Below are 13,788 nucleotides of genomic sequence, written 5' to 3' on the forward strand. Positions count from 1 at the left end.
CAAGATACATAACTGCAAAGTTACATAGAAACGGAGAAACGGACATGAAAAAAATGCATGCTATTTTTGGAGGACTATTATTGATAGTAGTTATCTTTTTCAGTGAGGGAATAACTACTTTTTCAGAAGGTGTAGATCCTGGAATTGTAACGCCTATAGAAGTAAAAGCAATCATACCAGAAAACCAAATCGACAAATCAAAAACCTATTTTGATCTGCTTTTAAATCCTGGACAAACGCAAGACTTAGAGGTTCAATTATCTAATTTTACCGAAGAAGATCGAATAGTTAAAGTAGAAGCTAATACTGCAACGACAAATGATAATGGCATTGTAGATTATAGTCAACATGATAAGAAAAAGGACCCTTCACTGATCAATGCTTTTTCTGATATAAGTAAAACGACAAATGAAGTGAGAATACCAAAGCAATCAAGTGTGATAACTAAAGTAACGATTCAAATGCCAAGCAAGTCTTATGAAGGAATCATTGCAGGTGGAATCTACATATATGATAAAGAGGACAGTAACACCAAACATGATGGTGGAGCAATCAGCAATAAATTTGTTTATTCCTTAGGGGTTCAATTAAGAAATAACGTTGATTTAACAAAAATTGAGCCAAAATTAGTAGTAGATCCCCAAAAAATAACACTAGTTCACTCTGATTATTTAAACGGAATCAACATACCTATTCAAAATACTTCTGCTTTATTCATTAAAGAAGTGGAAGTTGAAGCGAGACTTGTTGATCCTTCTAATGGTGAAGTGTCACATGAACTAAAACAAACTAAGCTAAAAATAGCTCCTAATTCAAACTTTTACTTACCTTTTACTTGGACAGACGATGAAGGGACTCCTTTGAATCCTGGGGACTATCAAGTGGATATAAAAATAAATTCCGCAGATGTAAAAAAGAAATGGACGTGGACAATTCCTTTTAAGGTAGAGGGGGAAAGTTCTAAGAAAGAGGACAATCAGCTACATATGAAGGATTCAAATGATAAGCATGCGACTGTTTATATCGTGAGTATACTGTTAGTTGTTGGGGTTATTGTAACTGGTTTGATTCTTTATAGAATCAATAGAAGGAAAAAATAGATCAATAGCTTATTTGTTGTTTTCAAAGGATTAAGTTAGCTAAGCGTACTCTATAATAGTTCTTCTTTAAGTATGTAGAAACTCTCTTCAAGCAAAATCCTCCTAAAAAATCCCCAACAACCTGTATAATAAAACCATCGAGACATAAGGGGGATGATCATGAAAGACGGCTTGTACTACGCAACACAATTTAGAGACAAAAAACGAAGCGTGACAGAATGGATCGATGAGCGAACGCAACAAGTAAAGAAGCTAAATCCTGAACTCAATGCATTTGTTGATTGGGATGCAGAATCAGCAAAAGAACAATACGAAGCTAGAGGAGCAGAAACTGGTCCTTTTTTTGGCTTGCCAATTCCGTTAAAAATGCTAGGCCAAGATAAAGCAGGAATGAAATCAACATCTGGTTCTCGTTTATTTCAAGGAAACCGTGCCACTTCTACGGATAATTTTGTAAAAGGGTTAGAACATTTAGGCTTCATCCCCTTAGGAAAAACCAATGCTCCAGAGTTCGGTTTTAAAAATATCTCTGATCCGACGATTTACGGACCAGCGAGAAATCCGTGGAATCTTGATTATTCACCAGGTGGTTCCAGTGGAGGCGCTGCGACAGCTGTTGCTAGTGGCTTATTTCCAATTGCTGGTGCAAGTGATGGTGGCGGTTCGATTCGAATTCCTGCTTCTTTTAGTGGACTGGTTGGATTAAAACCAACTCGTGGCAGTATGCCAGTGGGACCTGATGGCTGGCGTGGTTGGCAAGGTGCCTCGATTGATTTTGCGTTAACCGTTTCGATGAGAGACACAGAAACTCTATTTTATCATTTACGCGGAACCGAAAAAGCTGCGCCCTATCAAGCGCCAAAAGCGGAATGGAAACATCAATCAGCGGCAAAGAAACAAGTCTTGAAAATCGCCTTTTTAACGGAATCACCTGTCGGAACACCCGTTTCAGCGGAAGCAATAAAAGCGGTGCAAAATGCAGCAACATTTTTAGAGCAACAAGGGCACGAAGTTACCGAAATCCCGTATCCAGTCAATGGACGTCAATTAATCGACAGTTATTATTTAATGAATGGCGCAGAAACAGCTGCAATGTTTGAAGGAATTCAAGCGGCAATCAAGCGGCCGGTTACAAAAAACGATATGGAGTTGATGACTTGGGGAATCTACCAATATGGTTTACAGATACCTGCAAGTCAGTATACAAGATCGCTTCAACTGTGGGATCAAGCGGCATATAAAATGGAGCAATTATTCGAGGAATATGATTTATTATTAACGCCGACCGCCGCTGATGTCGCGCCTAAAATCGATGCAGAACTGCAGAGTGATCAGATTCGTAAAGACTTATCACAAGCGGAGTCACTTTCCGTTTTACAGTTGCAACACTTAATCTATGATATGTTTGAAAAAAGTCTGACGATCACGCCTTTTACTCAGCTTGCTAATTTAACGGGACAACCAGCAATCAGTTTACCTACTCATGTAACAGCATCAGGTTTACCGCTAGGCATTCAATTTATGGCATCAAAAGGTCGAGAAGATGTATTATTTCAAGTTGGAAAGTTATTTGAACAGGAGAAAAAATTCTTATTACCAAAATATTATCGTGAATCATAGGAGGTTCAAATGAAGAAAGTATTCGCTAGTTTTAGTATTGTTGCATTAGGTTTAGTATTAGTTGCTTGTGGTGGCACAAAAGAGCAGACTGCTGGAAAAGATAACAGCTGGCAAAAAGTCGAGGATGCGAAGAAGTTAACAGTTGCAACCTCAGGAACCTTATTCCCATCTTCTTATTATAATGATGAAAACAAATTGACAGGTTATGATGTAGATGTCATTACAGAAGTTGCTAAGCGTTTAGATGTTGATGTTGAATTTAAAGAATACAATGTAGATGGCCAAATCACGTCAGTGGATAAAGGTGAATCTGATTTAGCTGCCAATGATTTCGGTTTATCAGGGGATAGAGGGAAAAAATTCATTTTATCTTCCCCAATCAAATATTCGTTTGACAGTATGATCGTTCGAAAAAGTGATGATTCTGGGATTGCTTCTCTTGAAGATTTAAAAGACAAAAAAGCGGCTGGAGAGCCAAATACAAACTATATGAAAATCGCGGAAAAATACGGAGCAAAATTAGTCACCTACGATAATGCGACAAATGATCAATACCTGACAGATGTAGCGAATGGTCGCACAGATGTTATTTTAAATGACTATTACTTACAAAAAATGTCTGTGGGAGCTTTGCCAGATATTCCGGTAAAGATTTTAGAGAATGTTTATTTTAATGCAAATTCTACAGGCTTTTTAATGAAAAAAGACAGTGTTGCATTAAGTAAAAAAATTGATGGCGCATTAAAAGAGATGCAAGAGGATGGAACTATGAAAAAAATCTCTGAGACGTATTTCCAAACAGATGTTTCAGTGGAGCCGAAAGAAAAAGTGACAGAAAGTGTTTCAGCTGAATAGATGTATATACCAAAAATCGATTTTCAGTTAATGATCGACTCGATTCCCTTTCTGCTGACTGGTTTACCTTATACAATTGGCATCAGTGTCGTGACGTTTTTGATGGGGAATGTTCTTGGTATTCTGTTGACGGTTTTAGGAATGTTGCCTTCAAAAGTGATTAAAGGTTTTGTCCGATTTTATATCTCTTTTTTACGGGGAGTTCCAGGTTTGGTTTTATTATTTCTGCTGTATTTTGGTCTGCCCTATCAATTAAGTGCCTTAACTGCGGCGTGTATTTGTTTTAGTTTGACGAGCAGTGCGTTTATTGCTGAAATTTATCGAGGATCGATTGCTGGAGTGGATGCAGGACAGTGGGATGCGGCGTATGCGTTAGGGTTGCCGTTTGGTAAAGTGATGCGCAAAATCATCTTACCGCAAGCTTTTCGGATTTCGATTCCAGCTTTAGGAAATGTAGCGATGGACTTGTTAAAAGGCACGTCTTTAGCTGCAATGATCACGATTCCAGATATTTTTCAAAAAGCCAAAATCGTGGGTGGAAGAACCTTTGATTATATGACGATGTATATTTTAGTAGCGGTGATGTATTGGCTTCTATGCGTTGCGATTGGCTGGGGACAAAGTTGGTTGGAAAGACATTATATCAATCGTTATAAAGGAAAATCAGAAGTGAGAACGTAAAATAAACTGTGTAAGTGGCTGAGAAATAGAAGGCTGCTTATACAGTTTTTTTGTTGTTAGGATTTATTATTCTTTTCTTCTCAAAAAACGAGTATAATTAATTTAGACGATAATGATGAATAGAAAGTAGGAATAACAATGGATAAGAAAGAAATAAAAGAGACAAGTCAATTTTTAGTTACGGAATACAAAGACAGTCTTAAAAATGGATTTATCGAAACACCTAGTCAGTTTATGATGCGTATGAATGTAAAGTCAAAAGTTGAAGAATATGTCCGTCCTTTGTTAAATCAAGCAGAACAAGAATTTAAAGAGCGTACGAAATAATCGATCAATATTATTTTAGGGAGGAAGAAGATGCTCGTTTACATTTGTTGTGCTGGTGGTATGACATCTAGTATGTTTTGCCAAAAAATCGCAAAAGCGGCAGATCCTAACGAGGTTTATTTTGGACAACTTCATGATGTAATTGCTGATGTTCAGAATTTATCAGCTACGTATTCTACGCTGATTGCATATGGTGGGGAAGGCGAAATTAATAAATTGAGTCTAGAACCAATCTTTAAACCGTATGTTGATCGTGTTATAGTTTGTCCGCAAGTTCGGTATAAAACGATAAGTTTACAAAGACTTCTATCACCTTTAGACACTCCTTGTACAGATATTGATATGAAAACCTTTGGGAATATGAATGGAGAAAAGGCGTTAAGAGAGATTTTAGAATTTCAGACAGAAACTTAGTCTGTTAATGGTCGAATCGAAGGTGCAAATTTATTTAGCTTGCCACAATGCAAGCTTTTTTTGCGTGATTTTGACCCTGATTTAAGCGATAATAAACGAGAGGTGAGCAAGATGACAATTGGTGAAATCTTAAAAGAAAAAAGAGAACAACTTGGCTATACTCAAAAAGAGGTTGCTCAAAAGTTGTATGTATCTAGACAAACAGTCTCTAATTGGGAAATTGGAAAAACATATCCTGATATAGAGAAATTATTAAATCTAAGTGATTTTTACGGACTCTCTTTGGATGAACTAATTAAAGAGGACTACAGAATGGTCGATAAGCTAAAAAGAGACACCTATGAGCAAAAAATTCGAGTATATGGTTTTTTATCAGAACAATTATCGGCTATGATTTTAGGATCTATCCTGACTTGTCTCTTTTTTGGCGTTCATTTTTCAATGCTGGTTCAAATAATACTTATTGTATTGACGCTGAGTTGTTTTATTTTTCTTTTGTGGCGTAATGGTTTAGTTGAAAAGTTACTAAGGTAAGAAGTTAGACTTGCTAAAATAGTAAGTTTTCATTTTTAGCATTGACAAAAATAAAAAGATACTCTATATTTATGGTATCGATATCACAAAAGGAGAATACCATGGCTACGATCAAAGATGTCGCAAAAAAAGCTGGTTTATCGGTTTCGACAGTTTCACGTTTTTTGAATGATCATCCGTATATTTCAGATGATAAAAAAGAACGAATACAACAAGCAATGGATGAACTAAACTATGCGCCGAGTGCGATTGCAACACAACTTCGTTCAAAAAAATGTACCACAATTGGTGTGTTGATTTCAAGAATCACTAATCCTTTTTTTTCTTATTTAGTGGATGCAATCGAAAAACAAGCAAAAGAACATGGCTACCAGCTGTTGATCATGCAAACATATGATGATCCAAAAGCAGAGTTGAAAATGCTGGAGTATTTAAAACAACAAGTGGTTGCTGGTGTTATCATGACTTCTATTGAAAGCGATTCACAAGTGATTGAAAGGTATTCAACATATGGTCCAATTGTCTTGTGTAATGAACAATTAGAAGGAACAGGTATTCCAAACATTTCCACTAATCAAGAAGAAATTAGTTATGAAGCAACCAATTATCTTATTCAAAAAGGGTATCGTAAAATCGCCTATTGTACCGGTGGAAATCTAACCATTGGTGGACATGGTCAGCGTCGAACGAAAGGGTTTGAACGAGCACTTGCTGAACATAATTTACCCATCAAAAACAAATGGATTTTTAAACAAGTCCATAACATGAAAGATGGTCAAAAAGTAGCAAAAGAGCTATTGGCTCTACCTAAAAAGGAGCGGCCAGATGCTGTATTTAGTGGAAGTGACGAGGTTGGGATTGGAATTATCCAAGAAGTGCTTCAACAAGGATTACGTGTACCAGAAGATTTGGCAGTATTAGGGTTTGATAATCAGCCAAGCACAAGTATTATTGCCGTCCCACTAACCACCATCAATCAGCCAACAACAGCTTTAGGAATGGAAGCTACGAGATTGATGGTTGCGTTGATTGAAGGAACAACCTACAAAGTAAATAAACAAGAGCTTATTTTATCGCTAATCGAGCGTAAATCCACCTAGGTGGATTTATTCTTACGAAAATATGATATCGATACCACACGTGGTGAAAGGATGAATAACGAGTGAATATAGACATGAAAGACAATAAATGGTGGGAAAAAGAAGTGATTTATCAGATTTACCCAAAAAGCTTTAAGGATTCAAATAATGATGGAATAGGGGATATTCAGGGGATTCGAGAAAAGTTACCTTACTTGAAAGAACTGGGGATTACCATGATTTGGATTTGCCCGATATTTACGTCACCAATGGTGGATAACGGCTATGATATCTCTGATTTTGAAGGAATCAATCCTGAATTTGGCACTATGGCTGACTTTGATCAATTGTTAGAAGAAGCGAATGAACTGGGAATCAAAGTGATTTTAGATTTAGTTATCAATCATACATCAGATGAACATCCGTGGTTTCAAGCGGCTTTAAAAGACCAAGAAAGTCCGTATCGTGACTATTACATTTTTAAAAAGGGGAAAACTGAACCAAATAACTGGCGCTCGATTTTTGGCGGTTCAGTTTGGGAAAAGTTACCAGATGAAGAGCTTTATTATTTCCATGCCTTTGATAAAAAACAGCCCGATTTAAATTGGGAAAATCCAGTCTTACGCCAAGAATTATATGGAATGATCAACAGATGGTTAGAAAAAGGAATTGCGGGTTTTCGGATCGATTCGATCACATTTATCAAGAAGGATCAAGATTTTGCTAGTTTACCTGCGGATGGCGTAGATGGTTTAGCGTCTTGTAAAAGTAAAACACGAAATCGTCCAGGAATTGAAGTGTTTTTAAATGAATTGAAAAAAGAAACATTTGAAAAATACAACTGTGTTACCGTAGGGGAAGCGCCAGGCGTTCCTTATGAGGAATATGGGGATTTTATTGGGGATGATGGCTATTTTTCGATGATCTTTGATTTTAATTATTCCGATATCGATGTTGAGTCTGGTTCTGATTGGTTTAAACGGACGAATTGGACAACAAAAGAATTCAAAGAGAAATTGAAGCAATCCCAAGAAGTATTACAAGCCAATGGTTGGGGCGCTAATTTTATTGAAAACCATGATCAGCCACGTGCTGTTTCTAAATTTATCAAACCTGAGTACCAAACCGATGAAGCTGCCAAAGCGTTAGGCATGCTCTATTTCTTCTTACGAGGAACGCCATTTATTTATCAAGCCCAAGAGCTTGGAATGCAAAATGCAAAACGTAAAACGATTGATCAATTTAATGATATTTCAAGTATCGATAACTACTATCGTTCGATTCAAGAAGGGTTTACACCGGAAGAAGCGATGAGCTTTGTTAATCATCGAAGTCGAGACAATACACGTACGCCATTTCCTTGGGATGATAGCCAATATGGGGGATTTTCAACGACCATACCATGGCTTGCTATGACAGAAGAATATCCAAGTCGAAATGCACAAAAGAATCAGGTATTCACACATTATCAAAAGATGATTGAACTTAGACAACAAGGTGCAGTAAGTGATGTTTTAATAAAAGGGAGAATTGTTTTCTTAGAGAATGTGCCAGATAATGTGGTTGCATATAAACGTGAATGTAATGGAATTGAGGTCTATTCTTATACTAATTTAAGTGATACAGAGGAACTGATTCCCTTCGAAAAAAGAATGTTTGATTTACTTTTAAATTCTCATGATGATGTAGCAGTTGAGGTAAACAAATTAAAGCTCCATCCTTATCAAAGTGTTTTGTTTAAAAAAATAAATGAGGTGTGTGACAATGGCAATTAACTACAAACAAATTGGAGAAGAGATCATCGATGTTGTCGGGGAAGAAAATATTACAGGGATCACCCATTGTGCGACAAGGTTGCGTTTAGAAGTAAAAGACCGAGAATTGATTGATGATAAAAAAATCGAAAAAATCGATCAAGTAAAAGGGGTGTTCTTTAATGCTGGACAATATCAAATTATTTTAGGTACTGGCATCGTGAATAAAGTTTATGATTCGCTGGTTCAAAACAATCATGATTTATTAGAAAAAGAAACCTCTTTAGAAGAAATGAAAAAGCCAAGTAATCCAATCAAACACGCGATTCGTACGCTTTCAGATATTTTTGTACCAATTATTCCAGGAATCGTGGCAACGGGGTTATTTTTAGGGTTGAAAGGCGTCTTTTTAAACGAAAGTGTTTTAGCTTTTTTTGGAACATCTACCGATAAAATTCCTGAATTTGCTTTAGTTTTGTTAAGTGTGTTAACAGATACTGTTTTTGCTTTTTTACCTGCGTTGATCTGTTGGTCCGCGTTTAAGAAGTTTGGTGGTACACCGATCATTGGGTTTGTGATTGGGCTGATGTTGGTATCGCCAATGTTGCCGAATGCTTATTCTGTGGCAGACATCAATAGTGGTGTTGAACCGTTGATGGCTTTTGGATTTATTCCGATTGTGGGTTATCAAGGAAGTGTCTTAACCGCTTTAGTCATTGGGTTACTAGGGGCGAAATTGGAAAAAGTGTTACGTCGAAAAATGCCGAATTCTTTAGATTTGATGTTTACTCCTTTTGTAGTTATTTTGGTAATGTTGCTGACGGGATTATTGGTTTTAGGGCCAATTTTACACTTTGTTGAAAATGGTTTGGTTTACCTGATTACTGGCTTGATCAAATTACCATTTGGGATTGGTGGCTTACTGATTGGTTTCTTATATCCTCTAGCAGTCATGACAGGGATGCATCATCTGTTTATTATGATCGAAACAAGTTTATTAGCAACAACTGGCTTTAATCCACTGATTACACTTTGTGCGATGTATGGCTTTGCCAATGCAGCCGTGAGTTTTGCTGTGAGTGTGAAGGCCAAAGATAAGAATGTAAAAGTGATTGGAACGAGTGCAGGTGTGACACAACTTTTAGGCGTAAGTGAGCCAGCGCTATTCGGGATCACGATTCGCTATGGGATGAAACCACTGGGGATCATGTTAGGTTGTTCTGCATTAGGTGGCGCTGTTTTATCATTGTTAAATGTGCAAGCGAATTCATACGGATTAGCGGTTATTTTATCACCATTGATGTATATTTATAGCTCTTATCAATTAGTGACCTATATTGTGGTTGGAATTTGTATCTTTATCTTGTCGTTTGTGTTGACGTATCTATTTGGTGTGCCAAAAGAAGTGATGATGTCAGATGATGAGTATTTAGGAGAAGAACAATAAGCTGGACCAATGAACAACGTTATCACGCGATAACGGATGCTAAGGATCTAGAAGTTTTTTTTCTAGTCGAATCTTTCCAAAAAAAGACAGTCCTTATATTGAAATGTTTGCATAAAACGGAACGGTCTATATCGAGATAGCACAATGAAGTTATGGGAAAAAAAGAAATAAGAATTTTTAAGTATTTAAAGACATTTATAGAAATTGTAAATGTCTTTTTTTATTTTTGTCAAATTTATCCATTGAGAAAACGAAACAAGACTAGCCTTTTCTAGGGAAATCAGTTAATTTTGATTAAACAAGAAAGGGAACGGAGGGGATAGAATGCAAAAAATGACGGTTATCGCTAAAGAGATCAAAGAATTACTCAGCCAAGCTACAGCAAAAAACAAAGTGGACGATGAATTGAAAAAGTATTTAGACTATAACGATCGGATTTTATATCTACAGTGTGACAAGACTATTTTAGTAGGATGCATCGGTATTCAGCTACTGGAAAATAACAGGTGAGAAATCAAACATAAAGCAACTAAAAAAGCGTATAGACACAAACGAATTGGAAACACTATGATAGATTATATACTGAACACATATGCTCCTTTTTGGAAAATTACATATAAGTACGAAGGAATAGATTATGTTGTAATTGTTACAGCAGCAAAAAAGGATAAAATCGAGATGGATGGTAGCCGTCCATTAAGTCAAGAAGATGCAACGGTTGAGAATAAAATGAAGAAAAACGGTCGATATGGTCTTCTTGCTAGTTTACTATTTTTCTTGATCAACGTTTTTGATATTCTTCCTGATAGCACTGGTCCTTTTCTTGCGACCTTCGTTTTAGCCGGAATTGGTGTTTGGATTTATTTTGCAATCAAGCGGCATAGTTTCCTGAGTTCAAACAAAAAACATCTTCAAACTAATTTACATGACTATCCAGAATACATGAGTTTATTAAAACAGTACCCAGAATAAGTTTTAATGAGTATTATGAACATCGACAAAATATAAATGGGAGATTGCTCAATGAGTTGTCTCCTATTTTTTTGTACGATCAATAAAAGTGAACGAAAAGTAAATAATTTTATTCTAAAAGAGGTAGGATTATGCTATTATTACATAGGTTTGGTAAAAAAATATTGAAAGGAGTGTAAAAAATGAAAATAGCAGACATAATAGGGAAATTAAGTGCAAATTCTAGCGGGAATAATAAAATAGATCCGACTAAGATCTCGGTAGAAAAAAATGTTATTGCTCTTGATGATCGAACGCTTCAAATCAGCAATGTCTCTCAAATATTTGTAGCAGAACCAGATTCTAAAATACCGTGGTTGGCAGCACTTTTATTTATCGTTTCTGTAGTTTGGTTTTCAAATCATCATTTTAGTGGCATATTGGGAATGATTGTTACTGGTTTTTATATCTTTTTAGTCATCATGAGTAATCTAAATAAAGGATATTATATGTATGTTAATCTGAACTCTGGATTTACCTATTTGATTCATTGTGAAAACAAAGAGTTTGCTGAAAAGGCACGTGAAGTGATTGAAAGTTGCATCAATAACGTTCATCGCAAAGAAAAAGTAGTGATCAATATGAAACAAGAAAATATCCAGATCGACAATCGAGTCGTGAATGTAGATCAAAGTATCAATGATAGTACAGTTGTATCTGGTGATAATAATGAGGTGGAAAAATGAAAATAAGCAGAAATAATTTTGGTGGTATCAATAATTCAACGGTTGTAATAGGAAATAATAATCGTGTTTCAAATGGAAAAAATGAAGAAATCGATTGGGAGAAATTCTCAGCAGAACTCATGACAACATTGACGAAACTTCCACAAAACAGCGAAGAATTTCGCGCATGTACGCAATTGTTGGTAGAGTCGACGTCAAAAGATGAAGGCAAAGTTTCGGCATTTTTAAAAAAGCATGCACCGCAGTTTACGTCAGATGTATTTAGTAACTTAGCTAGTACGCTGCTTGCTGATACAATCAAGAAACTGATGGTTGTTATGTAGTAGTAGAGATAAATAACGTGAGTGCGAACCCCAAGTGCACATAAAATTACTGGGAGATCCGCACCAGTTTTTGACGGGAAAAGAACCATTTTTAATGATTTTTCTCATCTTTTTCACATTTTATATTTTTTTTTAGGTGAAATTATTGTATTTTTAAAGAGAAATACTGCATTTTCACGGTCTCACTCTGTTTAGAGTGAGTGGATTGAAATTTTTTATATCTAAGGACTAAGGTAAGACCCATATTTCGTCTCACTCTGTTTAGAGTGAGTGGATTGAAATCGCTATCGGGACGCCTGATGGTGCAGCGGAGATGGGTCTCACTCTGTTTAGAGTGAGTGGATTGAAATACTGCTTTTTTAGATAATGCTCCAGAGTTTACGTTGTCTCACTCTGTTTAGAGTGAGTGGATTGAAATTAATCTAAAAATTAATTACACTTCGAGGGTTAATCGTCTCACTCTGTTTAGAGTGAGTGGATTGAAATACGTTGTCCGTTTCATCTCCGTGAACCATGTATTGAGTCTCACTCTGTTTAGAGTGAGTGGATTGAAATTTTTATCTTATGAAGTAAATCATTTCTTTGATTTGTCTCACTCTGTTTAGAGTGAGTGGATTGAAATTGTTAATGCTGATACCAAATTGCTATTATCAATGTCTCACTCTGTTTAGAGTGAGTGGATTGAAATTTTTAAAAGCTTGCCTATATATAAATAATTATAGTCTCACTCTGTTTAGAGTGAGTGGATTGAAATATCAAGTGATAAACGACTGCTAACATTATCAATTGTCTCACTCTGTTTAGAGTGAGTGGATTGAAATAGGAACGCTGCAACGAAAATCAGCAGCAAACAGTGTCTCACTCTAAACAGAGTGAGACAAACATGAAATAAACAATTTGTAAAAAGTATAGACGAGATTTTGTATTTACGATAATATAAATATATCTATCATTTGTATGGATAGTTTTTTATCAATGGAGAGGGAATAATAAAAAAAACAGTAAAAACATCTATGGTTTTGTTGGCCTTAGGGTTAGGTTTGTCGATTGGAACAACTGATGAAGTTGAGGCGATATCAGAATCGCCGTACGCTTTTTTCAATGAGTTGAGCATAAGAGAAACAGTTGGAACAGAGTTAAATCAGGTTTACAAAAATAAACATAAGAAAAAAAACAGATAAATTAAATAATGACTTTGAAAATAGTTTGATCAGCAATGAGGAGTATGAGAAACTTTTTGACAAGTTGACAGAGAAATTTGAAGCCAATTTATTAGAAAAACAATCGTTGTTTAATGATTATCAATTATTTAAAAAAGAAGATATAAAAGATATTACTTTTTTTGGTGGTTAGTTTGAACGTAATTCCTCTTTGAGCGGATTCAATCAATTTTCAAGTTTAAAAATAATTCAAGGAGCAGGTGGAAATTTCAATAGATTTCGAGAACTTAATGGACTAAAGGAATTAAGAGAAGTTTGGTTAGAGGGCAGTAATCAATTAACGTTGAACAGTTTAAAAAATTCTCCTAATTTGGAAACTATCGTTCTTAATTTTAATGGATTTGAAAATTATGACGAACGTTTGAGGAACGAGGGATTTTCACAAACCTTAACAACGGATATCTCAGCATTATCAACTTTAAATAAATTGAAACAAATTAAAATCAATGCTCGTGGCAGAATGGCTACGTTCACCTTAAAAAAAGGAACGACCTCTTACCGATTATTTGATCCTATTGTGGCATCTAAACAATTTGAAGGGGCTGAAATGAACTATTCTTCCAGTATTGAAAATAATGAATGGCTAGAGTGGAATAACTTAGAAGGCAACGAGGAATACTTAGATTTTAGCTGGCGTGTAGATAAGGGCAGCAATTTTTCTTATACTGTTGAAGGTCAAATCCCAATTCGCTGGAAATAGTCGATCAAAAGAAACAAAACTCGCTGAAACCTAGTGA

Annotated in this window: 15 protein-coding genes and 1 CRISPR repeat array; all 15 genes read left to right on the plus strand. The window is 35.8% G+C overall.

Annotated features, from left to right (window positions below; all coding sequences use genetic code 11):
• Window positions 1–44 precede the first annotated feature (44 nt).
• Window positions 45–1,100, plus strand: coding sequence for a WxLIP family cell surface protein (locus I583_RS03145; RefSeq protein WP_010763107.1), 1,056 nt, complete (start codon window positions 45–47; stop codon window positions 1,098–1,100).
• 159 nt (window positions 1,101–1,259) lie between these two features.
• A complete protein-coding gene (locus I583_RS03150; RefSeq protein ID WP_010763108.1) occupies window positions 1,260–2,720 on the plus strand; it encodes an amidase in 1,461 nt (486 codons plus the stop codon).
• 9 nt (window positions 2,721–2,729) lie between these two features.
• Entirely contained in the window at window positions 2,730–3,575 is an 846-nt protein-coding gene (locus I583_RS03155) for a transporter substrate-binding domain-containing protein (RefSeq protein WP_010763109.1), read from the plus strand.
• Window positions 3,576–4,256, plus strand: a complete 681-nt coding sequence (locus I583_RS03160) for an amino acid ABC transporter permease (RefSeq protein ID WP_010763110.1) — start codon at window positions 3,576–3,578, stop codon at window positions 4,254–4,256.
• Between the two features lie 138 nt (window positions 4,257–4,394).
• Window positions 4,395–4,583: a hypothetical protein gene (locus tag I583_RS03165; protein ID WP_010763111.1), complete on the plus strand. Its 189-nt coding sequence runs from the start codon at window positions 4,395–4,397 to the stop codon at window positions 4,581–4,583.
• A gap of 30 nt (window positions 4,584–4,613) precedes the next feature.
• Window positions 4,614–4,997, plus strand: a complete 384-nt coding sequence (locus I583_RS03170) for a PTS sugar transporter subunit IIB (RefSeq protein WP_010763112.1) — start codon at window positions 4,614–4,616, stop codon at window positions 4,995–4,997.
• Between the two features lie 111 nt (window positions 4,998–5,108).
• A complete protein-coding gene (locus I583_RS03175; protein WP_010763113.1) occupies window positions 5,109–5,531 on the plus strand; it encodes a helix-turn-helix domain-containing protein in 423 nt (140 codons plus the stop codon).
• A gap of 101 nt (window positions 5,532–5,632) precedes the next feature.
• Window positions 5,633–6,631, plus strand: a complete 999-nt coding sequence (locus tag I583_RS03180; RefSeq protein ID WP_010763114.1) for a LacI family DNA-binding transcriptional regulator — start codon at window positions 5,633–5,635, stop codon at window positions 6,629–6,631.
• A 74-nt stretch (window positions 6,632–6,705) separates the two neighbouring features.
• Window positions 6,706–8,385 (plus strand): alpha-glucosidase, encoded by a 1,680-nt coding sequence (locus I583_RS03185; protein ID WP_034683078.1) that lies wholly within the window; start codon window positions 6,706–6,708, stop codon window positions 8,383–8,385.
• Window positions 8,375–9,811 (plus strand): PTS transporter subunit EIIC, encoded by a 1,437-nt coding sequence (locus tag I583_RS03190; RefSeq protein ID WP_010763116.1) that lies wholly within the window; start codon window positions 8,375–8,377, stop codon window positions 9,809–9,811. The genes I583_RS03185 and I583_RS03190 overlap by 11 nt, the downstream gene beginning before the upstream one ends.
• Window positions 9,812–10,135: 324 nt before the next feature.
• A complete protein-coding gene (locus I583_RS03195; protein WP_010763117.1) occupies window positions 10,136–10,321 on the plus strand; it encodes a hypothetical protein in 186 nt (61 codons plus the stop codon).
• 57 nt (window positions 10,322–10,378) lie between these two features.
• A complete protein-coding gene (locus I583_RS03200) occupies window positions 10,379–10,783 on the plus strand; it encodes a hypothetical protein (RefSeq protein ID WP_010763118.1) in 405 nt (134 codons plus the stop codon).
• A gap of 182 nt (window positions 10,784–10,965) precedes the next feature.
• Window positions 10,966–11,508 carry a hypothetical protein gene (locus I583_RS03205; RefSeq protein ID WP_010763120.1) on the plus strand — a complete coding sequence of 181 codons (543 nt, stop codon included), beginning with the start codon at window positions 10,966–10,968 and terminating at the stop codon, window positions 11,506–11,508.
• Window positions 11,505–11,831 (plus strand): hypothetical protein, encoded by a 327-nt coding sequence (locus tag I583_RS03210; RefSeq protein WP_010763121.1) that lies wholly within the window; start codon window positions 11,505–11,507, stop codon window positions 11,829–11,831. Before I583_RS03205 ends, I583_RS03210 begins: the two co-directional genes overlap by 4 nt.
• 179 nt (window positions 11,832–12,010) lie before the next feature.
• A CRISPR array of direct repeats spans window positions 12,011–12,652; the repeat unit is 33 nt; unit sequence GTCTCACTCTGTTTAGAGTGAGTGGATTGAAAT.
• Between the two features lie 550 nt (window positions 12,653–13,202).
• The gene (locus I583_RS03215) at window positions 13,203–13,751 is read left to right on the plus strand and encodes a hypothetical protein (protein ID WP_010763122.1); all 549 of its coding nucleotides are present in this window, start codon (window positions 13,203–13,205) and stop codon (window positions 13,749–13,751) included.
• Window positions 13,752–13,788 lie beyond the last annotated feature (37 nt).

It is taken from the genome of Enterococcus haemoperoxidus ATCC BAA-382 (genome assembly GCF_000407165.1).
GTDB classification, from domain to species: domain Bacteria; phylum Bacillota; class Bacilli; order Lactobacillales; family Enterococcaceae; genus Enterococcus_L; species Enterococcus_L haemoperoxidus.